The sequence below is a fragment of the Lacrimispora sp. 38-1 genome, from assembly GCF_049890855.1.
GTDB lineage: Bacteria > Bacillota > Clostridia > Lachnospirales > Lachnospiraceae > Lacrimispora.
In genome coordinates, this window is record NZ_JBANEW010000064.1 from 44,675 (window position 1) to 68,531 (window position 23,857).

Below are 23,857 nucleotides of genomic sequence, written 5' to 3' on the forward strand. Positions count from 1 at the left end.
TGCATCCGCCGGTAATTGCCGGCGGTATTTTTATGCAGATTCTGATAAATTTTGTCAAAAAGTTAATTGTTCTTGTAAACTCCTTTTGTTATGTTATAATATGACATGGCTCTGAAAAGACAGATGTACAGTAAAAACATAACAGAATAAAAAGGGAGTTGCCACACAGATGAAAACATTTATAAAAGCAGTCATTGCAGGGATCGCGATCAGCATGGGAGGCGTTATCTATTTAACCCTGGAGAATCACATAGCAGGTTCTTTCTTATTTACTATCGGGTTATTTACCATATATACGTTTGGTTTCCACCTGTTTACCGGGAAGGTATGCTATATTTTAGAGGAAAATCCGTCTTATCTTCTGACTGTTTTCCTGGTGTACATAGGTAATTTTGCAGGAACCATAGGGACCGGGACAATATTCAGGCACACAAAACTCGCCAAATTAACGGCCCACGCCTCTGAAATTGTCAGTCTGAAGCTTTCGGACACACTGTTCAGCACCTTTGTCATGGCCATGATGTGCGGCGTTATGATGTGTATTGCAGTGACAGGCTTTCAGACCATTCGGGATGGAATCGGTAAATACTTTGCCCTGGTTCTTCCTGTCATGGTATTCATTCTTTCCGGATATGAGCACAGCATCGCGGATATGTTTTATTTCACCATGGCAGGTGCCTGGAGTGCAAAGGCATTCTTATATATCCTGGTGATTTCTGCCGGGAACTTAACAGGAGGCTGTCTCATTCCCATGGCAAAGAAGTATTTAAAAGAAGAGGCATTGCCTGTCCATTCCTGACAGCGGCACCTTCCTTTTCGCATAAATCAGGGCAGAAATCCTTTGGTGTGGATTCCTGCCCTGATTTTTACAGTCTCACATTATATAAAGCTGTCAATGAGGCTTCTAAGCACTCTATCCTCTGTTTTTTGTTCTATCAGCGGCCGCCCATCTTTTAAAATCCTGTTTTTTCGGTGAAACTCTGTTTTATCTTCCCGATACAGGATGCCGGTAGGGATTTTTTCTTCCACTTCCATCGACATTTTAATGGCTTCCATTCGGTCCGCCGGATCATAATCTTCTCCAAGAGGCATCACCATATTTTTATAATAGGCAAAGGTATTGATTTTGTTGAAGGTGATGCAGGGTTGTAGAATATCCACAAACGCATATCCCGGATATCGGATCGCCTCCTTCATGATGTTTACCAGCTGTTTTGAATCACCGCTGAAGCCTCTGGCAACAAATCCCGCTCCCGAAGCAATCGCAAGAAGCACCGGATTTAAGGGCGTATTTAAGTTGCCGTCGGTCTGAACTCCTGTAACAAAACCTTCCCCGCTGGTGGGTGATGCCTGCCCTTTGGTCAGACCGTATATCTGATTATCATGAACAAAATGTGCGATATTGACATTTCTTCGTATGTTATGAATAAAGTGATTTCCGCCCTCACCGTAAGAATCCCCGTCTCCGGAATTGACGATAACAGTCAGCTTTTCATTTGCTGTTTTAGCGGCAACTGCAGCCGGAAGTGCCCTTCCATGAAGTCCGCAGAAGCTGTTGACATTTAAATACTGAGGCGTTTTTGCCGCCTGACCGATTCCTCCTACCATCAGTACTTCATTTGGCTCTATGCCAAGCTCCTCCAACGCTGTTTTTAAGCTGTTTAATATGGAAAAATTTCCGCATCCCGGACACCATGCTGTTTCATAAGTTGTGAATTTATCCATCTATCTGGCACCTCCTTCCAACACCTTTTTTGCAATTTCTTCACCGGATATCTGTCTGCCGTCGTATTTCAAAATACTTCTCTGGCATTCTATGCCTGTCTGCTCCCTTATAAGAGAGGCCAGCTGGCCTGTGGCATTTTGTTCCACGTTGATGACAGTCCTGCCCTTTGCATAGAGTTTCAGCTTTTCCTGGGGGAGGGGATAAATGTCTCCGAACACCAGCGCTCCATAGCTTCCATCCCCATTTTTATTCAGCAGGGATACCGCTTCCCTGATGGGCCCCCAGACAGAGCCCCAGCCAAGGAGTAGGGTGTCGCACTGTTCTTCTCCCATAAACTCCGGCTCCGACAGTTCTTTAATAAGGCCCTTTAATTTTCTCATCCTCTTCTCTACCATTTGATTCCTGACTTCAGCGGATTCCGTGATCCACCCTCTTTCATCATGCTCATCACTGTCAGCTGCCACCAGATGGCTGGTCAGTCCAGGGATAAGTCTGGGAGAGATGCCGTCTTCCGTTATCTTGTAACGAAGATACTTCCCTTTTGCTTCTTCTGCATGGCTGGTCAGTTTAAGTCCTGATATATCAAAGGGTTTTACACAGGCCGTTCCATCCCCAAGATACTGATCACTGAGCAGAATGACCGGAATCTGGTATTTTTCCGCCAGGTTTAGCGCCCGGAACGTCTGATAAAAAGCATCCTCCTGATTTCTTAAGGCTATGATTCTGTCCATATTATAAATTTATGTTACAATATGGACAGAATATTATTTGTAAGACATAATTATGCCAAATTTATATCTGATTTTATAGGAGGACTTTAAATGGTAGAATCAAAAGGATGGGAATGGGAAAAAGCTGACCAGTCACCATGGACAAAACCAACTGATCATGTTTATTATCTCGCTCATAAATGGTCAGAGTCAGGGTTTAAAAAAATTTTGGATCTGGGTTCTGGTTTAGGGAGGCATTCTATATTTTTTGCACAACAAGGATTTGATGTATCAGCTATAGACATATCAGAATATGGAATAAATTATTTAAAGGAATGGTCAAAAAAAGAAAATTTAGATATTGAAGCTAAAGTTGGAGATATGGTTGCATTACCATATAAGGACAATTATTTTGATTGTGTATTTGCTTATCACTCTATTTCTCATGCAGACACAGAAGGGATCTATAAAATTATAAGTGAAACAGAACGCATTCTAAAGAAAGGCGGAGAAATTTACACATCAATGTGTTCCAAAGAATCATGGGATTTTAGTAAGTCTGGATTTCCTAAAATAGATAAAAATACAGTGTTAAATAAGGAAGAGGGTCCAGAAAATAACGTTCCACATTTTTATGCTGATCTTGAAGATATTTTAAGTATATTCCATAATTTTGACATAGAAAAAATACACCATATCGATTATTGCTACATAAATCATGAAAAAAAAGATTGTAAATATTATTATATAAACGGGCATAAAAAATAGCCGGAGACTATATTAAAGGAAGAGAGACAAACGCCGTCTCTCTTCCTTCTCATTATACCAGATTTGTATAGCCCATAAGGCTGATATCTACTTCCTTCGCTACTTCACGGCCCTCTCTGATTGCCCATACCACAAGGGACTGGCCTCTGTGCATATCTCCTGCCACAAAAACCTTATCCACGTTGGTTTTATATCTGCCCTCTTCTGTCTCAACGTTGTTTCTACCATTTAACTTCACGCCAAATGCATCCGCTACGTAATTCTGGGCTCCTAAGAAACCAGCAGCAATGAGAACCAGATCAGCAGGAACTTCCTTCTCGCTGCCTGCCACCGGCTCCATGCTTACCCGTCCGGTTTTCTCATCCTTTTTCGGCTCAAGGCTCATTAAAACAGCTTTCACCAGCTTGCCGGATTTATCTTTTATAAATTCCTTCACAGTCGTCTGATAAACTCTTGGGTCTTTGCCAAATACAGAGATTGCCTCTTCCTGACCGTAATCAGTTTTCAGCACTTTTGGCCATTCCGGCCAGGAGTTATCCTCGGTCCTTGTTTCAGGAAGCTTGGGCATCATCTCAAGCTGGGTAACAGAGGCACAGCCATGGCGCAGTGATGTTCCAACACAGTCATTGCCCGTATCTCCGCCGCCGATTACAATCACATGTTTTCCCTTTGCCGATATATACTGATTATCCTGCAGATCGGAATTTAACAGGCTTTTTGTTGTGGATTTTAAGAAATCAACAGCGAAGTATATTCCCTGTGCATCTCTTCCCGGAACATTTAAATCTCTGGGATTGGATGCTCCGCATGCAAGGATAATGCGGTCATATTCTTTTAAGAGGTCTTTCGCTTTGTGATTCTTACCTACATCGGCGCCGGTAATAAATTCAATTCCCTCTGCCTTCATAATCTCAACCTTCCGGTCAATCACATGCTTTTCCAGTTTCATGTTGGGGATTCCATACATCAGAAGTCCGCCTGCACGGTCTTCTCTTTCCAGGACAGTTACGCTGTGTCCCCTTTTATTTAACTGGTCTGCAGCTGCCAGACCGGCAGGACCGGATCCGATTACCGCAACCTTTTTTCCTGTACGGATTTTGGGAGGCCTTGGACCGGCAATTCCGGAAGCATAAGCACGTTCAATAATGGCATGTTCATTTTCCTTAATGGCTACCGGATCACCGTTTAACCCGCAGGTACACGCTGCCTCACAAGGAGCCGGGCATACCCGTGCGGTAAATTCCGGAAAGCTGTTGGTCTTTTTTAAACGGTTATATGCCTGCTGCCATGTACCGGAATAGACAAGATCATTCCATTCCGGTATTAAATTGTTTAAGGGACAGCCGGAAACCATTCCATTTAACATAACTCCTGACTGGCAAAACGGTACACCGCAGTCCATACACCGCGCACCCTGGCATTTTTGTTCTTTTTCAGAAAGGGGCAGATGGAACTCGTTATAATTTTTCAAACGGGTCCTGGGATCTACCGTTCTTCCTGTTTCTCTGTTATATTCTAAAAATCCTGTTGGCTTACCCATGTTCGCTCCTCCTTACTTCTTTGTATTGGCATAAAATGCTTCAATCTGTGCCTGTTCGCTGCTTAAACCCTTTTCTTCCATCTGAACAATGGTATTCATCATGCGCCTGTAGTCATGAGGCATGATTTTCTTGAATTTAGGCAGATATTCTCCAAAGTTGTCGAGGATTTCCTTGCCCTTTGCGGAGTTGGTATAAGCCACATGTTCCTTAATCATATCCTTTAATTCCAGAACATCGTATTTATTGGTAATCTCTTCAAAAGAAACCATTTCCTTATTCAGGCGTTTGTACAAGTCTCTCTTCTCATCTAATACATAAGCAATTCCGCCGCTCATACCAGCCGCAAAATTCTTACCGGTAGATCCTAATACCACCACGCGTCCGCCTGTCATATATTCACAGCCGTGATCGCCTACACCTTCCACCACTGCGGTTGCGCCGGAGTTTCGAACGCAGAAACGTTCTCCTGCAACACCGCAGATAAAGGCTTTTCCGCTGGTGGCACCGTACAGAGCCACATTACCGATTACAATGTTCTCTTCCGCCTTAAATTTAACACCCTGAGGAGGATAAACCACCAGCTTGCCGCCGGAAAGTCCCTTTCCAAAGTAATCGTTGCTGTCTCCTACAAGCTCCAGTGTCAGGCCCTTTGGAATAAATGCGCCGAAGCTCTGACCGCCGCTTCCTGTACAGTTAATGGTAAAGGTATCCTCAGAAAGTCCTTCCGGATACAGTCTTGTTATTTCCGATCCGAATATGGTTCCCAGAGCACGGTCTGTATTGGAAACATCGATCTGAAGTCCCTTCTTCTGACCTGCCGTAAGAGCCTGCCGCAATTTCTTTAAGATAATTTTCTCGTCAATGGTTTTATCCAGTTCAAAATCATAAACCAGTTTTTTATCGTAGCCTGCTAATTTATCACCTTCATATGGGTTTCCTAAAATTGCAGAGAAATCCACTTTCTTTGCTCGTTCATTGGAGATCTGATCCTTTTTCTTTAAAAGATCCGTTCTTCCAACCAGCTCATCAACCGTACGGATTCCCAGCTTTGCCATGTATTCCCGAAGCTCTTTTGCGATAAAATACATGAAGTTGACAACATACTCCGGTTTTCCCTTGAAGCGCTTGCGAAGTTCAGGGTTCTGGGTGGCAACGCCGACCGGGCAGGTATCCAAGTTGCAGACTCTCATCATAACACAGCCTAATGTTACAAGTGGTGCCGTTGCAAAGCCGAATTCCTCGGCACCCAGCATACAGGCAATGGCCACATCCCGTCCGGTCATCAGCTTTCCGTCTGTTTCCAGTATTACCTTATCACGAAGTCCGTTCATAATCAGAGTCTGATGCGCTTCCGCCACACCAAGCTCCCAGGGAAGTCCTGCATTATAGATGGAGTTTCTGGGCGCAGCTCCGGTTCCTCCGTCAAAGGAGGAAATTAAGATAACCTGGGCACCTGCCTTGGCAACACCTGCAGCTACAGTACCGACTCCTGCTTCTGATACCAGCTTCACGGAAATTCTGGCACTGGTATTGGAATTCTTCAAATCATAAATTAACTGGGCCAGATCCTCAATGGAATAGATATCATGATGAGGCGGCGGTGAAATTAATCCTACACCAGTTGTTGAGTGTCTGGTTTTGGCTACCCAAGGATAAACCTTCTGTCCCGGAAGCTGTCCGCCTTCTCCTGGCTTTGCACCCTGGGCCATTTTAATCTGAATCTCTTTTGCACTGACTAAGTATCTGGAAGTCACACCAAAACGTCCGGAAGCTACCTGTTTGATGGCAGAGCAGCGGTTTACACCGTCCGGTCCTACTGTCAGACGTTCCAGGCTTTCGCCGCCCTCTCCGCTGTTAGATTTTCCGTGGATCCGGTTCATTGCAATGGCCAGAGCTTCGTGCGCTTCCTGAGAAATGGAACCATATGACATGGCACCTGTCTTAAAACGTTTCACAATGGATTCCACGCTTTCCACTTCTTCTAAAGGAACTTCCTTGGTCTTTCCATAATCAAAGTCTAAAAGACTTCTTAAATTGACCATCTGGCCTTCCTCAGTCAAAGCGTGGGTGTACTCCTTAAATGTTTCATAGCTGCCTGTTCTGGTTGCCTGCTGCAGCAGATGAATGGTGCGGGGATTATAAAGATGCTCTTCCTGTCCCGCTCTTTCCTTATGACTGCCGACGCTGTCTAAGGTTAAGTCCACATCAAGACCAAGGGGATCAAATGCTGCTGAATGGAGTGTGTCCACATCATTGGCAATATCCTCTAAGTTGATGCCCTCTACCCGGCTTACGGTATCGGTGAAATACGTATCAACCACTTTCTTTGAAATACCGATGGCTTCAAAAATCTGGGCTCCCTGATAAGACTGAACGGTTGAAATACCCATTTTAGAGGCAATCTTTACAATACCATGTAATACTGCAGAATTATAATCCTCCACTGCTGCATAATAATCTTTATCAAGCATTCCGTTATCAATTAAATTATGAATGGATTCCTGTGCCAGATATGGATTGATCGCACAGGCACCATATCCTAAAAGTGTGGCAAAATGATGTACTTCCCTTGGCTCGCCGCTTTCTAAAATCAGGGCAACCGAGGTTCTTTTCTTTGTTTTTACCAGATGCTGCTGGAGCGCGGAAACTGCCAGCAGGGACGGAATCGGCACATGATTTTCATCAATATCACGGTCTGATAAAATAATAATGTTAGCCCCATCCCGGTGAGCTCTGTCCGCTTCTAAAAACAGCCTGTCAATGGCTTTTTCCAGTGATGTATTCTTATAATAGGTAATGGGAATTACTTCTACCTTAAAGCCCGGTCTCTTCATATGTTTGATCTTCAGTAAATCCGTACAGGTCAGAATGGGATTATTTACCTTTAAGATCTTGCAGTTTTCCGCCTCTTCTTTTAAAATATTGCCTTCTTCTCCCACATAAACCGTAGTGGAAGTTACAATCTCCTCACGAATGGAGTCAATCGGCGGGTTGGTTACCTGGGCAAAGAGCTGCTTAAAGTAGTTAAAGAGAGGCTGGTGCTTTTTGCTTAATACAGCCAGCGGACTGTCCGCTCCCATGGCTGAAACTGCTTCTGCTCCATTTAATGCCATAGGAAGAATCATGGTTTTGTATTCTTCATAAGTATAACCATAGGTTTTCTGCATTCTTGCACGGTCTGCCCTGGTCATGGTCGGTACGCCTTTATTGGGAATAGGCAGGTCCTTTAATTCGATTAAGTTGGAATCCAGCCATTCGCCGTAAGGCTTTCTCTGGGCATAAGACTCTTTTAATTCCTCATCGGTAATCAGACATCCCTTTACCGTATCGATTAAAAGCATCTTACCTGGACGGAGACGTTCTTTCTTTACCACATGACTCTGTTCGATGTCAATTGCTCCTACCTCAGATGCCAGAATCATATGGTCATCATCGGTGATATAGTATCTGGAAGGTCTGAGTCCGTTACGGTCTAAAACTGCTCCTACCAGATCTCCGTCACTGAATACGATGGAGGCCGGACCGTCCCATGGTTCCATCATGGTAGCGTAATAACGGTAGAAATCCCTGATTTCCTGAGGCATGGATTTATCATGCTCCCATGGTGCAGGAATGGTTACCATGACTGCCAGAGGTAAATCCATACCGCTCATCATCATAAATTCCAACGCATTGTCAAGCATGGCAGAGTCAGAGCCTTCCTGATTTATAATAGGAAGAACTTTATGCATATCACTGCTGAAATACTCAGACTCCATGTTCTCTTCCCTTGCCATCATTTTATCCACATTTCCGCGAATGGTGTTGATCTCGCCGTTATGTACGATCAGACGGTTGGGATGGGCTCTCATCCAGCTTGGATTGGTGTTGGTGCTGAAACGGGAATGAACCACTGCAATGGCTGATTCATAATCCTTATCCTGAAGGTCTGTAAAAAACTGTCTTAATTCCTTTACAAGGAACATACCTTTATAAACAATTGTCCTGCTGCTTAATGATACTACATAGGTATTATCATTGCTCTGCTCAAAAATACGTCTGGACACATAAAGTTTCCGGTCAAAATCCAGCCCTTTGTTAATATCAGCAGGCTTCTTAATAAAAGCCTGAACGATATAAGGCATACGCTCTACTGCTTTTGCTCCAATCAGTTCCGGATGAATGGGTACATCTCTCCAGCCCAGAAATTCAAGACCTTCCTTCTGTACAATGATTTCAAACATCTTCTTTGCCTGGTTTCTGGCAAGTTCATCCTGGGGTAAGAAAAACATGCCCACACCGTATTCTCTTTCTTCTCCAATACCGATGTTTAACGGTCTGGTTACTTTCTTAAAGAATTTGTGAGAGATCTGAAGCATAATACCAACACCGTCACCGGTCTTGCCGTCAGCATCTTTTCCTGCCCTGTGCTCTAAATTTTCCACGATATGGAGAGCCTGCTCCACTGTCTTATGGGTCTTTATCCCTTTCATATTTGCTACTGCACCGATACCGCAGTTATCATGCTCGAAGCGGGGATCATAAAGTCCCGGAGTACCTGTTTTATTAGGGGATTGTAAACTCTTATCCATAATCTCTTCCTTTCCTGACTGCTCCTCTGCTTTGAGGTGCTAAAGTGTAACAGTGATTTTAGTTGATAATACTACATTTTTCGCACTTTGTAAATGTGTTTTATTTTGCAATTGTCAGATAATTAGATTATTAAATGTATTCAATTTTTATGTCTGAATTTTTACATTTAATATTGATATATTTTATTGTTTAAACACAATTTAAGTCAGATTTTCCTCCGGTGGTATAAATTTCTAATTTTTTTAAGTTATGGCTTATTATTATTAAGTGCTTATTTTTTTCATTAAGTCGATTTATGGATACTGCTGCCATTCTATCTGTTTTTCAAACATTTCCATACAACAAAGAAATAAATTAAAAATCAGCGGATATTAAAAAAAGACCCGGAACCATCGTTCCAGGGCCTTTCAATTCCAATTATATACGATAAAAAGATACGGATTACATCTCCCCAAGACCACTCTCAATCGCTTCAGTCATGGTCTTCATTGCCGCTTCTTCGTCCTCGCCGTCGCAGATCACATTGATCTGAGCGCCACATTTGATTCCTGCTGCCATTACGTTTAATACGCTCTTGGCAACAATCCTCTTCTCTCCGTATTCAATAATTATATCAGATTTAAATTTCATAGCTGTCTGAGACAGAACGCCTGCCGGTCTTAAATGAAGTCCGGATGGATTTACAACAGTCAGTGATTTTGATAACATAATGTTCACTCCTTTATCCTCAAATTTTTATACTCCACGCTGTTAATTCTATTACAATATCGAATTTGTGTCAAGACAAACCCGGTATGTCTTTCATATAATTTCCAAAGTAAGGGCACTGTCAGCAGGAAGATTCTTTTGACTGCCTTTCCCTTTGAGAAAATACGCAGCCGCAGTAATCCTGTCTGTAAAGATCATGTTCCTTTGACAGCTCCACGGAACGCTTATACCCGTTTTTCTTTTTAAAATCAGAAGGAAGGTAAGAAACCCGGTATTCTTTACCAAGCTTTTCACCAATTTCATTCAGCTTATCTGCATTCTTAAGGGGGCTTATGGATAAGGTGGTTGTAAAGTAATCAAATCTGCCTGCCTGAGCTATCTTGGCAGCCTCCTGGAGGCGGAGCTCATAGCAGCGGAAACACCTTGATCCACCTTCCGGTTCCTTCTCATAACCCTCTACAATCCGGTAAAACTCTCCCGGTTCATAGGCGCCGGTCTGTAAGGTAACCGGATGAACGAATTTCATTTCATCAATGAGACGTCCCTGTTCCTCCACACGTCTTATATATTCCATTGGAGGATATATATTGGGATTGTAAAAATAAACAGTAATTTCAAAATATTGGGACAAATATTCCAATACATAGCTGCTGCATGGAGCACAGCAGCTGTGTATCAGCAGTTTCGGAACTTTTTTCTGCTCCTTTAATCCTTCTATGATCTGGTCCAATTCCTTCTGATAATTCCTTGGGTTCATGGTGTCTTCCTCCCTGCCGTCTTCAGAAATGACAAAAAGGCGCAGATCAGTATCAGCCGCGCCTTTTCTATGTCTTATAAGAAATCTCTGATTCGCTTGCTGCGGACTGGATTTCTCAGCTTTCTAAGTGCCTTAGCCTCAATCTGCCTGATACGTTCGCGGGTAACATTAAACTCTTTTCCCACTTCTTCCAATGTGCGCGGATGTCCGTCTTCCAAACCGAACCTCAGAACAATTACCTGACGCTCTCTTTCCTTTAAATCACCTAAAAGCGCGTCAATATGTTCTCTTAGCATGACAGACTCAACGTTGCCTTCCGGTGTTACCACATTATTATCAGCCACAAAATCGCCTAAGTTAGAATCATCTTCCTCACCAATGGGAGTCTCTAAGGATGCAGGCTCTCTGGCAATCTGCATGATCTCCATAACCTTGTCCTCGGACATGTCAAGTGCTTCTGCAAGCTCTGCCACAGAAGGCTCATATCCCAGTTCAAGAGTCAGTTTTCTCTGCATCTTGGACATCTTATTAATTGTCTCTACCATATGCACCGGAACCCGGATCGTTCTTGCCTGATCTGCCAAAGCACGGGTTACAGACTGACGAATCCACCAAGTAGCATATGTACTTAATTTATAGCCTTTGGTATAATCAAATTTTTCAACACCCTTAATCAGACCTAAATTTCCTTCCTGTACCAGATCCAGGAAACTCATGCCGCGGCCTGTATAACGTTTCGCAATGCTGACAACAAGACGCAGATTGGCCTCAATCAGACGTTCCTTGGCATCACCGTCACCATCCGCTTTTCTCTTGGCAAGACGCAGTTCTTCCTCTGCATTTAAGAGCGGTACTGTGCCGATTTCTTTTAAATACATGCGGACAGGGTCTTCTGTGCCGATGCCTTCCAATAAATCAATGGCGTCTAAATCAATATCTTCTTCATCTACATCTTTAATGAAACCGTCGTCAAGATCATCATCAAGGAGCAAGTCATCTGCCATAAGCACATCATCAGTTAAAGTGGAATCATCCATGACCGGGATCACGTCAACGCCGCGATTCTCCAGGTACGTATAAATCTGATCCATCTGCTCTGCAGTCAGCTCTTCTCCCATAAAGAAGTTATTAATCTCTGTAACGTCCAAAGCATTATGCTTTGTCTTTGCAAGTTCGACAAGTTTACCCAGCTTATCTAAAAAATTATCTTTTTCCACTTAATAACGTCCTTTCGCTAAGAAGTATACATAAAGCCCACACAACTTTTCATTATATACTACCAGAACCCATATTTCAACATATTTCTTCCTAAACAGGCAGTTTTGTTGCTATTTCGGATTTTTTCTCATAATACGGATTTTTTTCTCCAAGTTTGTGATAGAAACTTCTCTTCTGGCACCCCCGAATTCTCCGTCAAGCACCCAGTCAATTGGTTCATCGGAGATGAGTTTCAAGGACCGTGTCCGAAATTTATGGACGTATTCGTTGGGTTCTTCTTTTAAAAACATATAATTAATGATATTGGTAAAATCAAGAGCAGTTTTTGGTGACCGTATTAAAAGGACTTCAAATTCACCGTCGTCAAGAGCCACATCCTGGGTGACAAGGCCTTTAAAGCCTCCCACGCTGATGGTATTGGTAATCATTCCAAAGATGAATTCTCCTTCCAGCATAATCTCTTCACATTCAACCCGCATGGAGTAGGATTTAATGGAGGCAAGACTCTTCATTCCCTCAAGCATATAAGCCTGATGTCCCAGAACATTCTTCTTATCCTGGGGTGTCAGATAGGAGACCTCCGTAAACGCTCCGAAAGCTGCAATATAAATAAAATATTTGTCGTCGCAGAAACCGCCGATATCGATAGGATAAGCCTGTCCAGAAACAGCTGCCTGTGCCGCTTTTATCATATCTTTGGAGATCTTTAAGCTTGAGGCAAAATCATTGGTGGAACCTGCTGGAATATAACCGAGATCCGGATACTCATTAAGCTTCATCAAACCGCTGATGGTCTCATTTAAAGTTCCGTCACCGCCGCTGCAGACTACCAGATCCTTATTCTTCCCATAGCGGAAAGCTGCCTCCATGGCATCTCCCTGTCTCTGGGTTACATGTACCGTCAGTTCATAACCGGCTTTCGTAAATATATCCAGAATGTCCACCAGCTTGTTTCTGATCTGGGCTTTTCCGGACCGCGGATTAAATATAAAAAGCATCTTTTTCATTATTATCACCTAATCAACTTTGTATACGCCTTAAATGCCCCAGGCAGGGAATAAGTTTTATTCATCTCTTCCGGAGTAACCCACAAATAGTCACCTTCCGGTACTTCAGTCAGTTCCACACGAAAGCCAGTCATATGCCATTCCACATGGCTGAAAATATGTTTCGCCTCAGGAAGCGGTGTAATCTTCGCCTCATTAATCCCAAGTGTTTTCTTTATCATCTCCTGGGAAACCGCCCCGTCGAGCCCCGGCAGCTCATAAAGAGAGGCAAGAAGTCCTGTACTGTCTCTTTTACGGATAGCCACCCGTCCGTCCTTTGTCAGGATGAGAATTGTTCTGTATTCTGTTCTGCGGGCCTTTTTAGGGGCTTTTACAGGAATAGCCCCGGTAAGTTCTTTCTCTCTGGCTATGCATAAGGAGAAAAGGGGACAGCTGCCGCACAAAGGAGTTCCATTAGGCACACACACAATCGCTCCCACCTCAATAAGCGCCTGATTATAAGAGCCTGGATCTTCCTTTGGCATCACATCTTTTATCAGCTCTTCCATGGCTTTCTTTACAGACTGCCTTGTAATATCCTCCATACTCCCTGTCATTCTTGATATTACCCGCAGTACATTGCCATCCACAGCAGGAACCGGAATCTGAAAGGCAATGGAGGCAATGGCTCCTGCTGTATAGGATCCAATCCCCGGAAGTGCTTTAAGCTCCTCATAGGATGACGGAAGTTGTCCTCCGTACTTCTCTACAAGAAGCTCTGCCGCTTTTTTTAAATTTCTTGCCCTGCTGTAATAGCCTAATCCTTCCCAGAGTTTTAAAAGACGGTCCTCCGTCACTTCAGCCAGGGCTGCAACTCCAGGAAGAGCTTCCATAAAACGGTCAAAATATGGTTTTACCGCTTCCACTCTCGTCTGCTGAAGCATGATTTCCGATATCCATACACGGTAAGGCTCCGGTCTCTCACGCCACGGAAGGATTCTTCTGTGTTCGTGATACCAGGAAAGCAGAGGACGTCCTGCTGCCCTTAACCGTTCTTCCCGGTCCATAACCTGACCGGCCGGCTCTAAGACCTGTAATTTATCATATAGGGAATGATTCATTATACATATCCATAAATTCCCCGGACAGACACTTCTCCTGAGATCACATGTCTGACCTCACCATCCGGCATTTCTACAAGAAGCTCTCCTGTTTTATTAATTCCCAAAGCTCTTCCTCTGTATTCACCTGACGGATCCAGAATTCTTACTTCCTTTCCTGCATTGACCATATACTTATTATAGACACTTATCAGCCCGGATAAATCACCCTGGCTGATAAATTCTTCATAATAATGCTCAAATGCTTCTAAAACAGCGGCAATCAGCTGGCTTCTCACTACCTTTTTTCCTGTCTCAAGAAGCAGAGAGGTCGCTGTATCACTGACTTCCAAAGGAAATTCTTCCATATTGGCATTGATTCCGATGCCGACTACCACATAATGGATCCCCTCCAGCTCCGCACTCATCTCTGTTAAGATTCCGCACAGCTTCTTTCCGCTGGAAACAATGTCGTTGGGCCACTTAATAACCGGGTCCAGTCCCGTTACGGTCTCGATCCCTTCACGAACAGCCAGTGCAGCCACCAGCGTCAGCATGGAAGCTTTTGCAGGAAGAATATCCGGTCTTAAAATAAGACTCATAAATATATTCTTCCCCGGAGGAGAAACCCAGCTGCGGCCCCTTCTGCCTCTTCCCGCCTCCTGGGCATCTGCAGCCACAAGTGTTTCACTGCCGGCGCCTTCCTCTGCCAGACGCCTGGCTCTTATATTCGTGGAATCAATGGATTCATGGAAATCAACAATTCGTCCGAAACGCCCTTTTATACAGCTTTCTATCTCTGTTTTCGTCATTATATCACAGGAATCGAGTAAATGGTATCCCTTATTTCTCACTGCTTCAATTTGATATCCTTCTTCCTGAAGCTGGCGGATCACTTTCCAGACAGCAGTTCTGGAAACATGAAACTGCTGGCATATTTCCTGACCGGAGATATATTTATCACTTTCCTTTAATAGCTTTATAATCTCGGTTTTCAAGCCCTTCACCCCCACCAGATGCTTACTGCACTGATCACTGCAAGAGCAAACAGCAGGCAGCCTGCAATTACGGAGGCGCCTCCTGCCGCTTTCTTCCGCTTCTCTCTGCCGCTGAGCCTTATTTTATAAATTCCGTTAATGAAGTTCAAAGCTCCTGCCAGAAAAAATATAACCGGGAACATCAGCATATTGTCTTCCGGATTCAAAAAAGAAATCACCGCCAGTACCACAATTAAGATTCCTACCACAATGTGGGCAAAATCCACTATCATGGAAGCATTTCTCAAATTTTTTCCTCGTTCCTGTAAATACATTTCTACTCTCCTAACGTCGCAACCATCACTGCCTTAATGGTATGCATCCTGTTTTCCGCTTCATCAAATACTACTGATACGCCGGATTCAAAGACCTCTTCAGTCACCTCGTTGCCTTTAACTGCCGGCAGGCAATGCATAAATATGGTAGTATCCTTACCTGTTTTATTCATCAGTTCCTTATTCACCTGATATGGCTTTAAGAGTGCAACACGCTCTGCCGCCTTCTCTTCCTCTCCCATGGAGCACCATACATCGGTGTATATAATGTCTGCGTCCTTCACCTTCTCACTGTCCTCTGTCAGTGTAATGGTGCTTCCGCTTAAATCTGCATATCCCTGGCAGAGTTCTGTCAGTTCCTTATTTGGCCAGAGGCATTCCGGTGCCAGAATGGTAAAATGCACTCCCATCTTGCTCATGCCGATCATCAGGCTGTTAGCCATATTATTGCGCCCGTCTCCTGCATAAACAAACTTCAGCCCTTTTAAATATCCAAAATGCTCTTTAATAGTCAGTAAATCTGCAAGAATCTGTGTGGGGTGATAATCCTCTGTCAGACCGTTCCATACAGGAACGCCTGCATATTGGGCCAGAGCCTCCACTGTTTTATGTTTAAAACCGCGGAATTCAATGCCGTCAAACATCCTGCCCAGAACTCGTGCCGTATCCTCCACACTTTCTTTGTGCCCAAGCTGTATGTCATCCTTTCCAAGATATTCCGGATGGGCTCCCTCATCCACTGCAGCAACCACAAATGCACATCTGGTGCGGGTTGACGGTTTCTCAAAAATAAGGGCGATGTTTTTCCCTTTTAAGGAGCTCCCAGTAATCCCCTGATTCTTTTTTGCCTTTAAATCCGCAGACAGATCCAGTAAGTACTGAATCTCTTCCGGTGTATAATCCTTTAATGTAATAAAATTTCTTCCCTTCAGATTCATATAATTTCCTCCGCTTGCTGTATTTTTATACATTATTATAGTATATAGTGAATATTCATGCAAGTAATTTTTTTAAAAATACAAATAAGCTAAAAGGAAACCTCTGCTCCCAGCTTATGAATCTTTCTGCGTATCTCTAAAAGCAGCTCTTCCACTGTATAAATCCGGAAACGTTTCACCTTTAGCCGCTTAGCCAGATCCTCCAGAAGGCCCAGATACATATCCTTATAATTCCAGCCTTCCTTCAATTTAAAATCAACTGCAAGCTTCGGAAAAAGCGTCTCAGTAAACGCCCGGTACCCGGTCAGCGCTTCCAGTCCTTCTGCTCCAGTCATATCCTTAATATAAAGTTTTAAAAGTTCCATCTCCGACATCATTTTATCAAAATAATAGGGTTCGGTCTTTGGTGCATCAATATAATAGATTCGGCCGGCCAGGTCATATAAGAACCGCTTGGCATCGTAATATCCCAGTGTTAAATTCTTTCTTGCCTGTTTTTTATCGAATTCCAGTATTCCTCCAAGATCCTGTCTGGGGGCAATGTGGTAGACTTTAATCCCATCCGGTATCTTAACCACCCGTTCCTTGTCGAATCCCCAGCCATAAATCCGGATCACGATAATATCCTCATAACCATGGTCAATCAGAACATCTAACGGAACATTGTTAAACCCGCCGCCATCCATATACCGCTTTCCGCCCAGCTTCTCATTTTTAAAAGCCAGAAAATAAGCACTTGCCAAAAGCATATCCTTTACAGTGCCCATCTCCCCTTTTTTCAAATCAACCACCAGCTCTTTGCGGTCGGACACGGAATAGGTAACGGAATACAGCTCTCTGTCTGAGTTTACGATTTTCTCTTCGTTCCCCACCACATCAGCGATTAAATTTCTCAGAGGGGTAATGTCAAATCCGCCATCTTTTACAAGCTGAAAGCCTCTGGCAATCAGTTCCTGTAAATTCAGGGATTTAAAATCCTTTTTCTTTAACGCTTCCATGGTTTCATTGGTGACTGACATCACCTGGGAATAATCTATGTTTTTCCAGATCTCCTCTGCCCGTTCCAGGTCATCCATACAGATCAGGGCACCGTTTAAAGAGCCTACAGAAGCTCCTGCGACCCCCTTTATCTTCACTCCGGCTTCCCGAAGAGCCTTCCATGCCCCGATCTGATATGCACCTTTGGCGCCTCCGCCTTCCAGAACAAGCCCGTATTCCCGTTCCAAATCCAGTTTAAGCTCCATATAAACCTCCCAAATCCTGTCTGTGTCTGCAAAAACCGCAGCAAGAAGTCATATGACATCTGCTGCGGTTAACTCATTCTTTGGGTAACTCCGTAATGGAAGAAACCAGTCCTGCCAGCCCCTGAATCTCAGACGGAATAATGATTTTGGTTGCCTTGCCGTCAGCTGCAGCCTTAAATGCCTCCAGACTTTTTATAACAAGAACAGCCCTGTCCGCTCCTGCTTCTTTTATCATACGGATACCATCCGCATTGGCCTGCTGGATCTTTAAAGTGGCTTCTGCCTGACCTTCTGCCTCACGGATTCTCTTTTCCTTTTCGGCTTCTGCACGAAGAATCGCAGCCTGTTTTTCAGCCTCAGCATCAAGAATGGCGGATTCCTTTTTACCTTCAGCCACAAGAACCGTTGACTTCTTCTCTCCTTCTGCCCTTAAGATTGCTTCACGTCGTTCACGTTCCGCTTTCATCTGTTTTTCCATGGCATCCTGAATGGCTGCCGGAGGCATAATATTCTTAAGCTCCACACGGTTTACTTTGATTCCCCATGGATCTGTCGCAATATCCAGAGTTTCTCTCATCTTTGCATTGATGGTCTCTCTGGAAGTAAGAGTCTGGTCAAGCTCTAAGTCACCGATGATATTACGAAGGGTTGTTGCCGTTAAGTTCTCAATGGCCATGATGGGGTTTTCCACACCATAGGCATAAAGCTTCGGATCTGTAATCTGAAAGAACACCACGGTGTCAATTCTCATGGTAACGTTATCCTTGGTAATAACCGGCTGCGGCGGGAAATCTGCTACCTGTTCCTTTAAATTCACTCTTTTTGCCACTCTGTCAAGAATAGGCAGCTTAATGTGTACACCTACTGACCACGTCTCAAGAAATGCTCCCAGACGTTCTACAACAAGTGCCTGCGCCTGCGGAACAATTCTCACGCATGAGGCCAGTACTGCCAGAATAATAATTAAAATAATAATAACTGCTGAAAATCCAATTGCTCCCATCTTATAATTCCTCCTGTTTCCTGCTTACAATCAGCTTGACTCCCTTAATGTCCTTTACTTCCACCATGACTCCCACCGGATAGATGCTGTCATCATCCAATGCCCTTGCAGTCCATTCCTGTCCGTTTAAGACTGCGGCGCCTTTTTCTTCCAGATTATTAATCTCTGCGGTAACCCTGGCATACTTACCAATCAGACTTTCTGTATTGGTTTTAACTGTATACCGGTTAACATATCTTAAGGCAAAGGGTCTGGTAAAAAATAAAAGTACAAAAGACACAATTACAAACACTGCAAGCTGTACCTGCGTATTGACACCAAATAATGCAAGCACAAATGCAACCAGTGCCCCGCCTGCAAACCAGATGGTAGTAAGCGCCATCGTCGCTGCTTCAATTCCAAGGAGCACTACAAAACCTATAAGCCAATAGATCGCTGCCATTATCTCATTCCCCTTCCCTGCCATGATAGGCAAAGTATCACGGCGAATCTATCCGTTGACACTATCATACTATATGTTCAGGCATTTCTCAACATTCCCGCTGTAAAAAAGACTTATTTTTTTATTAAACTCTGCTCTCTGCGCTGTCTCGCAGTCTCAAACATCAGCACAGAAGCAGCCACTGCTGCATTCAGTGATTCCACCCTGCCCATCATGGGGATCTTAATATAGGCATCTGCCAGCTTTGCCGTATCTTCTGACAGGCCATTGGCTTCATTCCCGATTAAAAACCCTGTATCAACAGTATAATCTTCTTTTTCATAATTATTCCTGCCATCCAAATGGGCTGCATATAACTGAATCCCCCGATCTTTTAACTGAAGAATGGAGGCATTTAAATCACTGGTATAGGCAAAAGGAACCCGGAAAACAGAGCCCATTGTGGAACGGATTACCTTGGGATTGTAGATATCCGCAGTGGTGCTGTTCATAAGCACTCCGGTGATTCCCGCTCCTTCTCCTGCCCTTATGATCGTACCTAAATTTCCAGGATCCTGTATCGTTTCAAGTATGAGTAAAAAGGCAGGTCCGGGAGCACGGATAAGATCCTCCGGAGTATATGAATTCTGTTTTACAAGAGCGAGTATGCCCTGGGGGGTTCTGGTGTCTGACATCACTGAAAAGACCTCATCAGTCAGAACCTCATGTTTTAACCCACTGATCAGCCGTCTCTGCTCATCCTCTTTTAAAAAGCTTTCTGAAACAAATACACTGTCAATTAACTCCGGCGGAATCTCCTTAAATATGCGAAGGCCTTCTGCCACGAATAATCCGCTGTCATTTCTGGCCTTTGCTTTTTTTATCAGGTTCATCACCTGCTTTACTTTCCCATTGGCACTGCTGGTTATCATATGGTACCTCTCTTTATAAATTTTCCAGTTCTTCCAGCCATAAGCGGCTTACTGCATCACTGGGCATACGCAAATCCCCTCTTGGAGATACTGCAACAGAACCTACCTTTGGTCCATCCGGCATACAGGAGCGTTTAAACTGCTGGCTGAAAAATCTTCTGTAAAACACCTTCAGCCACTTTAAAATGACCTCCGGCCCGTATTGCGTTTCAAAAGCTGAAACCGCCAACCGGTATACCTTTGAAGGACGGGTCCCGAATCTTAAGATCTGATAGAGGAAGAAATCGTGAAGCTCATATGGTCCCACAAGATCTTCTGTCTTCTGGGCAATCTCTCCATCCTTAGGAGGCAGCAGCTCCGGGCTTACAGGCGTATCCAGAACATCTAAGAGAACTTTCTTTAAAGCTCCCTCCTCACAGGTATCCGCATAGTAGCGGACCAAATGGCGGACCAGAGTCTTTGGAACCGATGAATTGACTCCATACATGGACATGTGATCACCATTGTAGGTGGCCCAGCCCAGAGCCAGTTCGGACATATCTCCGGTACCGATGACGATACCTCCCAGACGGTTGGCAAGATCCATGAGAATCTGCGTCCGTTCCCTTGCCTGGGAATTTTCATAGGTGACATCGTGCTGCTCAGGATTGTGGCCGATATCCCTGAAATGAACGGATACTGCCTCCCTGATATTTACTTCTGTTAATTCTGCCTCCAGCTTTTCCGTCAGAAGGCAGGCGTTTTGATAAGTACGGTCTGTGGTACCAAAACAGGGCATGGTCACCGCATGAATCTGATTTCTTGGAATTTGAAGCATATCAAATGCCCTGGCTGTAACCAAAAGAGCAAGAGTGGAATCAAGACCTCCGGAAATACCGATTACTGCATCCTTACAGCCAGTATGCGCCAGTCTCTTTTTTAACCCCATCGCCTGTATGGAAAGAATCTCCTCACATCTGCGGTTTCGCTCTGCCGCTCCATCCGGAACGAAAGGTCTTGGATCTATCCTTCTTTTTAAATCCAGCTCTTCCTGTTTCATGGAAAATGGAACCACCAGATAATGTTCTCTGTCAGGTGCCGGAAACGTCGTCATTCGTCTGCGGTCATGAATAAGACGTTCCAGATCCATATCACCGTAAACAGTCTCATTGCCAAAACGCTTTGATTCCGCAAGCAAAAGCCCGTTCTCAGCGATTAAGTTCTGCCCTCCGAATACCAGATCCTGGGTGGACTCACCTTCTCCTGCATTGGCATAAATATAGCCGCAGACCAGAGTAGCAGAATGTCCTGTAATCAGGCTTCTTCTGTAAAGGTCCTTTCCGGTTGTCTCGTCACTTGCAGAACAGTTTACTATGACGGTAGCTCCCGCAACTGCATGGCGGATGGAAGGCGGATTCGGAACCCAGGCATCCTCACAGATTTCCGTTCCGATTACAAGTCCGGGAATCTCTTTACAGGCAAAGAGCAGATCAGTTCCCATGGGAATCTCATATCCCTCCCAGGTTATCATGACCGTTTTTGTGTTTCCCGGCTCAAAATACCGCATTTCATAGAATTCAGAATAATTCGGCAGATTTGTCTTCGGAATAAGTCCAATCACCCTGCCGCTGTGTACTGCCGCAGCGGTATTGTAAAGCTTCCCGTCCCTCTCCCAGGGCAGTCCCACAAACACAAGTATATCACTGCCCTCTGTCTCTTTGGCAATCACCTTTAACTCTTCTTTTGCACCGGCAAGCAGCGCATCCTGCCCGAATAAATCTCCGCAGGTATAGGCAGTGAGACAAAGCTCCGGGAACACCATGATTTTTGTCTTTCTTTCCACACCTTCCCTGATGAGTCTCACAATATTCTCTCTGTTAAACCGGGGATCTGCAACTTTTACGTCGGGGGTCGCAGCCGCAACCCTGATATATCCATGTTTCATTGACTTTTTTCTCCTATCTGTTCTTCTTTCCCTTTTGGTATCCATTTTGCTTTCCATGCATAGATACAGTCCATTCCCATGGTAGTAAGCCATGTTATAGGATAACACCACATCACCGCTTCAAAACTGGGGAATAATGGTACCAGCAAATTAATATAAATCATTCGCAGAATACACATGTTTCCCACTCCGATCAGCATGGTGACCATGGTTCTGCCGCTTCCCCGAATGCTTCCCATTAAGATCTGGTGTATGGCCATCGTCCAGTAAAACGGAAGCAGAATCAGCATGGAGGTATATCCGTATGCGATTACATCCTGATCAGGGGAAAATATTCTTAAAATGCGCTCCGCATTCAGATAAAGAATGACGGAAATAAGAATGGTATAAATCATACTGATGACAAGTCCCTGAAAAACCCCCTGTTTCACCCGTCTGGTTTTTTTGGCTCCGATATTCTGCCCGGTAAATGTGGTTGCTGCCATGCAGAAGCTCTGAAGCGGAAGCATGGCAAAGCCGTCAATCTTGCTATAGGAACCAAATCCTGCCATGGCTGCTGCACCGAAGCTGTTGACATTCGCCTGAACGATTACGTTGGAAAGGGAAATAATCGACTGCTGTATGCCGCTTGGAATTCCGATTTTTAAAACGCGGGCCATCATGCGCCGGTCAATTTTTATTTTACTCAGTTCCAGACGGTAACTATCATCTGTTTGAACCAGCGCCCTGACTGTGAGGAGTGCCGATACTCCCTGGGCTGCCACTGTTGCATATCCCACTCCTGCCGTTCCCATCTGAAAAACAACTACAAACGCAAGATCAAGTACGATATTAATGACAGAGGAAATGCACAGAAATATGAGCGGACGTTTGGAGTCCCCCACAGCCCTGAGAACACCCGACCCCATATTATATACCAGATTAAACAAAGAACCGCAGAAAAAAATCCGCAGATATGCAGCAGAGGCCGGCATTACCGATTGAGGTGTTCCCATTAAAACGAGAATGAGCGGGGATAAAAAAACGCCCAGCACGATCAGGATGAGACCTCCCACGATGCTTAATGCCATGGTGGTGTGTACCGCCCAGTGCAGCTTCTGCTTTTCTCCGGCCCCGTAATACTGGGATATAATGACTCCGGCTCCGGTGCCAATCCCCATAAACATACCGATAATTAAGTTAATCAGGGAATTACTGGAACCCACAGCTGCCAGTGCATCACTGCCGATAAAGTTGCCTACTACTACAGAGTCCACTGTATTATAAAGCTGCTGAAATAAGTTTCCAACCAGTAAAGGCAGAGAAAAAGCAAGAAGCTGTCTCCAGATTACGCCTTCTGTCATGATCACCTGAGTTGTATGCAGTTTTTTATTCACAAATAAACCTCCTACTTTTTTCCAATCTCCCAATGAATATTAGTATACATCCTTTTTCGACAATTTGGAAGCCGGATAATTTAAGGTTTACTTTTTCATGCTGATCGTGTAAAATACTTTAATATCCTACTAAACAGATAAGAATAATCAGGGGGGGATTTATTTTGATGAAATTTTCTACCAAGGGACGTTATGCGCTCCGAATGATGATTGAGTTTGCCCTTCATCCAGGTGAATGCACGAAGATTAACCACGTTGCAGAGCGGCAGGACATATCTGATAAGTACTTAGAACAGATTGTTACGATTCTAAGCCGTGCCGGATACGTGAAAAGCCGGAGAGGCGCACAGGGAGGCTATTATCTGACTAAAGACCCTTCCGAATACACGGCAGGCATGATTCTGCGCCTTGCAGAAGGCAGTCTGGTCCCGGTATCCTGTATGGAAGAAGAAGTCAACTCCTGCAGCAGGGCCGATACATGTGCCAGCATGCTGGTCTTTAAGAAACTGGATCAGGCCATCTCCGATGTGGTAGATAACATCACTCTTGCCGATCTTGTAGAGGAGCAGAAACGTCTGGAAGGAATAGAAGACTGACAAGCCGTATTGCCATAAAAAATCC

General features: G+C 44.3%; 20 protein-coding genes and 1 pseudogene. 3 read left to right on the plus strand and 18 right to left on the minus strand.

Translation table 11 applies throughout. The features are described from left to right. Positions 1-163 precede the first annotated feature (163 nt). Positions 164-799: pseudogene (locus V7D18_RS19190) on the plus strand (formate/nitrite transporter family protein); the annotation flags it as partial. Positions 800-879: 80 nt separating this feature from the next. Here the strand turns inward: V7D18_RS19190 and V7D18_RS19195 are convergent. Both V7D18_RS19195 and V7D18_RS19200 read right to left on the minus strand, forming a co-directional pair. Next, the gene (locus V7D18_RS19195) at positions 880-1,725 is read right to left on the minus strand and encodes a 2-oxoacid:ferredoxin oxidoreductase subunit beta (RefSeq protein ID WP_426156565.1); all 846 of its coding nucleotides are present in this window, start codon (positions 1,723-1,725) and stop codon (positions 880-882) included. Continuing rightward, entirely contained in the window at positions 1,726-2,457 is a 732-nt protein-coding gene (locus V7D18_RS19200; protein ID WP_426156567.1) for a hypothetical protein, read from the minus strand. Positions 2,458-2,547: 90 nt separating this feature from the next. Here V7D18_RS19200 and V7D18_RS19205 point away from each other — a divergent pair, with 90 nt between their 5' ends. Next, the gene (locus tag V7D18_RS19205; RefSeq protein WP_426156569.1) at positions 2,548-3,204 is read left to right on the plus strand and encodes a class I SAM-dependent methyltransferase; all 657 of its coding nucleotides are present in this window, start codon (positions 2,548-2,550) and stop codon (positions 3,202-3,204) included. A 52-nt stretch (positions 3,205-3,256) separates the two neighbouring features. On the opposite strand, the gene V7D18_RS19210 is transcribed toward V7D18_RS19205, so the two are convergent. From V7D18_RS19210 to V7D18_RS19285, 16 genes are all read right to left on the minus strand, one after another. Beyond that, positions 3,257-4,744, minus strand: coding sequence for a glutamate synthase subunit beta (locus tag V7D18_RS19210; RefSeq protein ID WP_426156571.1), 1,488 nt, complete (start codon positions 4,742-4,744; stop codon positions 3,257-3,259). Positions 4,745-4,756: 12 nt separating this feature from the next. Further along, positions 4,757-9,316, minus strand: a complete 4,560-nt coding sequence (gltB, locus tag V7D18_RS19215; RefSeq protein WP_426156572.1) for a glutamate synthase large subunit — start codon at positions 9,314-9,316, stop codon at positions 4,757-4,759. 442 nt (positions 9,317-9,758) lie between these two features. Then, the gene (locus V7D18_RS19220; RefSeq protein WP_314460313.1) at positions 9,759-10,025 is read right to left on the minus strand and encodes an HPr family phosphocarrier protein; all 267 of its coding nucleotides are present in this window, start codon (positions 10,023-10,025) and stop codon (positions 9,759-9,761) included. A gap of 121 nt (positions 10,026-10,146) precedes the next feature. Next, positions 10,147-10,782 (minus strand): epoxyqueuosine reductase QueH, encoded by a 636-nt coding sequence (locus V7D18_RS19225; RefSeq protein ID WP_426156574.1) that lies wholly within the window; start codon positions 10,780-10,782, stop codon positions 10,147-10,149. A 74-nt stretch (positions 10,783-10,856) separates the two neighbouring features. Next, on the minus strand, positions 10,857-11,999 hold the full coding sequence (gene rpoD, locus V7D18_RS19230; protein WP_426156576.1) for an RNA polymerase sigma factor RpoD: 1,143 nt from the start codon (positions 11,997-11,999) through the stop codon (positions 10,857-10,859). A gap of 111 nt (positions 12,000-12,110) precedes the next feature. Beyond that, positions 12,111-13,007 carry a diacylglycerol/lipid kinase family protein gene (locus tag V7D18_RS19235; RefSeq protein WP_426156578.1) on the minus strand — a complete coding sequence of 299 codons (897 nt, stop codon included), beginning with the start codon at positions 13,005-13,007 and terminating at the stop codon, positions 12,111-12,113. Positions 13,008-13,012: 5 nt separating this feature from the next. After that, positions 13,013-14,107 carry an A/G-specific adenine glycosylase gene (mutY, locus tag V7D18_RS19240; protein WP_426156580.1) on the minus strand — a complete coding sequence of 365 codons (1,095 nt, stop codon included), beginning with the start codon at positions 14,105-14,107 and terminating at the stop codon, positions 13,013-13,015. Then, the gene (locus tag V7D18_RS19245) at positions 14,107-15,084 is read right to left on the minus strand and encodes a biotin--[acetyl-CoA-carboxylase] ligase (RefSeq protein WP_426156581.1); all 978 of its coding nucleotides are present in this window, start codon (positions 15,082-15,084) and stop codon (positions 14,107-14,109) included. The genes mutY and V7D18_RS19245 overlap by 1 nt, the downstream gene beginning before the upstream one ends. A gap of 5 nt (positions 15,085-15,089) precedes the next feature. After that, positions 15,090-15,398: a DUF6637 family protein gene (locus V7D18_RS19250; RefSeq protein WP_426156583.1), complete on the minus strand. Its 309-nt coding sequence runs from the start codon at positions 15,396-15,398 to the stop codon at positions 15,090-15,092. A gap of 2 nt (positions 15,399-15,400) precedes the next feature. Then, positions 15,401-16,336, minus strand: coding sequence for an ornithine carbamoyltransferase (gene argF / locus V7D18_RS19255; protein WP_426156585.1), 936 nt, complete (start codon positions 16,334-16,336; stop codon positions 15,401-15,403). A gap of 89 nt (positions 16,337-16,425) precedes the next feature. Beyond that, positions 16,426-17,580, minus strand: coding sequence for a patatin-like phospholipase family protein (locus V7D18_RS19260; protein WP_426156587.1), 1,155 nt, complete (start codon positions 17,578-17,580; stop codon positions 16,426-16,428). A gap of 73 nt (positions 17,581-17,653) precedes the next feature. Next, positions 17,654-18,583: an SPFH domain-containing protein gene (locus tag V7D18_RS19265; protein ID WP_426156589.1), complete on the minus strand. Its 930-nt coding sequence runs from the start codon at positions 18,581-18,583 to the stop codon at positions 17,654-17,656. Between the two features lies 1 nt (position 18,584). Then, the gene (locus V7D18_RS19270; protein WP_426156591.1) at positions 18,585-19,025 is read right to left on the minus strand and encodes an NfeD family protein; all 441 of its coding nucleotides are present in this window, start codon (positions 19,023-19,025) and stop codon (positions 18,585-18,587) included. A 113-nt stretch (positions 19,026-19,138) separates the two neighbouring features. Beyond that, positions 19,139-19,936, minus strand: coding sequence for a TrmH family RNA methyltransferase (locus V7D18_RS19275; RefSeq protein WP_426156592.1), 798 nt, complete (start codon positions 19,934-19,936; stop codon positions 19,139-19,141). Between the two features lie 13 nt (positions 19,937-19,949). Then, positions 19,950-21,860, minus strand: a complete 1,911-nt coding sequence (locus tag V7D18_RS19280) for an NAD(+) synthase (RefSeq protein WP_426156593.1) — start codon at positions 21,858-21,860, stop codon at positions 19,950-19,952. Beyond that, complete coding sequence (locus tag V7D18_RS19285) at positions 21,857-23,203, minus strand: MATE family efflux transporter (RefSeq protein WP_426156639.1); 1,347 nt, start codon at positions 23,201-23,203, stop codon at positions 21,857-21,859. The genes V7D18_RS19280 and V7D18_RS19285 overlap by 4 nt, the downstream gene beginning before the upstream one ends. Positions 23,204-23,403: 200 nt before the next feature. On the opposite strand from V7D18_RS19285, the gene V7D18_RS19290 reads away from it, so the two are divergent. Beyond that, positions 23,404-23,832: an RrF2 family transcriptional regulator gene (locus tag V7D18_RS19290; protein ID WP_426156641.1), complete on the plus strand. Its 429-nt coding sequence runs from the start codon at positions 23,404-23,406 to the stop codon at positions 23,830-23,832. The last annotated feature ends 25 nt before the right edge of the window (positions 23,833-23,857 follow it).

Bases quoted from the DNA above. Each gene is read 5' to 3' on its own strand.
- V7D18_RS19195 (WP_426156565.1), bottom strand. From the start codon at position 1,725: ATGGATAAATTCACAACTTATGAAACAGCATGGTGTCCGGGATGCGGA.
- V7D18_RS19200 (WP_426156567.1), bottom strand. From the start codon at position 2,457: ATGGACAGAATCATAGCCTTAAGAAATCAGGAGGATGCTTTTTATCAG.
- V7D18_RS19205 (WP_426156569.1), top strand. From the start codon at position 2,548: ATGGTAGAATCAAAAGGATGGGAATGGGAAAAAGCTGACCAGTCACCA.
- V7D18_RS19210 (WP_426156571.1), bottom strand. From the start codon at position 4,744: ATGGGTAAGCCAACAGGATTTTTAGAATATAACAGAGAAACAGGAAGA.
- gltB (WP_426156572.1), bottom strand. From the start codon at position 9,316: ATGGATAAGAGTTTACAATCCCCTAATAAAACAGGTACTCCGGGACTT.
- V7D18_RS19220 (WP_314460313.1), bottom strand. From the start codon at position 10,025: ATGTTATCAAAATCACTGACTGTTGTAAATCCATCCGGACTTCATTTA.
- V7D18_RS19225 (WP_426156574.1), bottom strand. From the start codon at position 10,782: ATGAACCCAAGGAATTATCAGAAGGAATTGGACCAGATCATAGAAGGA.
- V7D18_RS19235 (WP_426156578.1), bottom strand. From the start codon at position 13,007: ATGAAAAAGATGCTTTTTATATTTAATCCGCGGTCCGGAAAAGCCCAG.
- mutY (WP_426156580.1), bottom strand. From the start codon at position 14,107: ATGAATCATTCCCTATATGATAAATTACAGGTCTTAGAGCCGGCCGGT.
- V7D18_RS19250 (WP_426156583.1), bottom strand. From the start codon at position 15,398: ATGTATTTACAGGAACGAGGAAAAAATTTGAGAAATGCTTCCATGATA.
- argF (WP_426156585.1), bottom strand. From the start codon at position 16,336: ATGAATCTGAAGGGAAGAAATTTTATTACATTAAAGGATTATACACCG.
- V7D18_RS19260 (WP_426156587.1), bottom strand. From the start codon at position 17,580: ATGGAGCTTAAACTGGATTTGGAACGGGAATACGGGCTTGTTCTGGAA.
- V7D18_RS19265 (WP_426156589.1), bottom strand. From the start codon at position 18,583: ATGGGAGCAATTGGATTTTCAGCAGTTATTATTATTTTAATTATTATT.
- V7D18_RS19270 (WP_426156591.1), bottom strand. From the start codon at position 19,025: ATGGCAGCGATCTATTGGCTTATAGGTTTTGTAGTGCTCCTTGGAATT.
- V7D18_RS19275 (WP_426156592.1), bottom strand. From the start codon at position 19,936: ATGATAACCAGCAGTGCCAATGGGAAAGTAAAGCAGGTGATGAACCTG.
- V7D18_RS19280 (WP_426156593.1), bottom strand. From the start codon at position 21,860: ATGAAACATGGATATATCAGGGTTGCGGCTGCGACCCCCGACGTAAAA.
- V7D18_RS19285 (WP_426156639.1), bottom strand. From the start codon at position 23,203: ATGACAGAAGGCGTAATCTGGAGACAGCTTCTTGCTTTTTCTCTGCCT.
- V7D18_RS19290 (WP_426156641.1), top strand. From the start codon at position 23,404: ATGAAATTTTCTACCAAGGGACGTTATGCGCTCCGAATGATGATTGAG.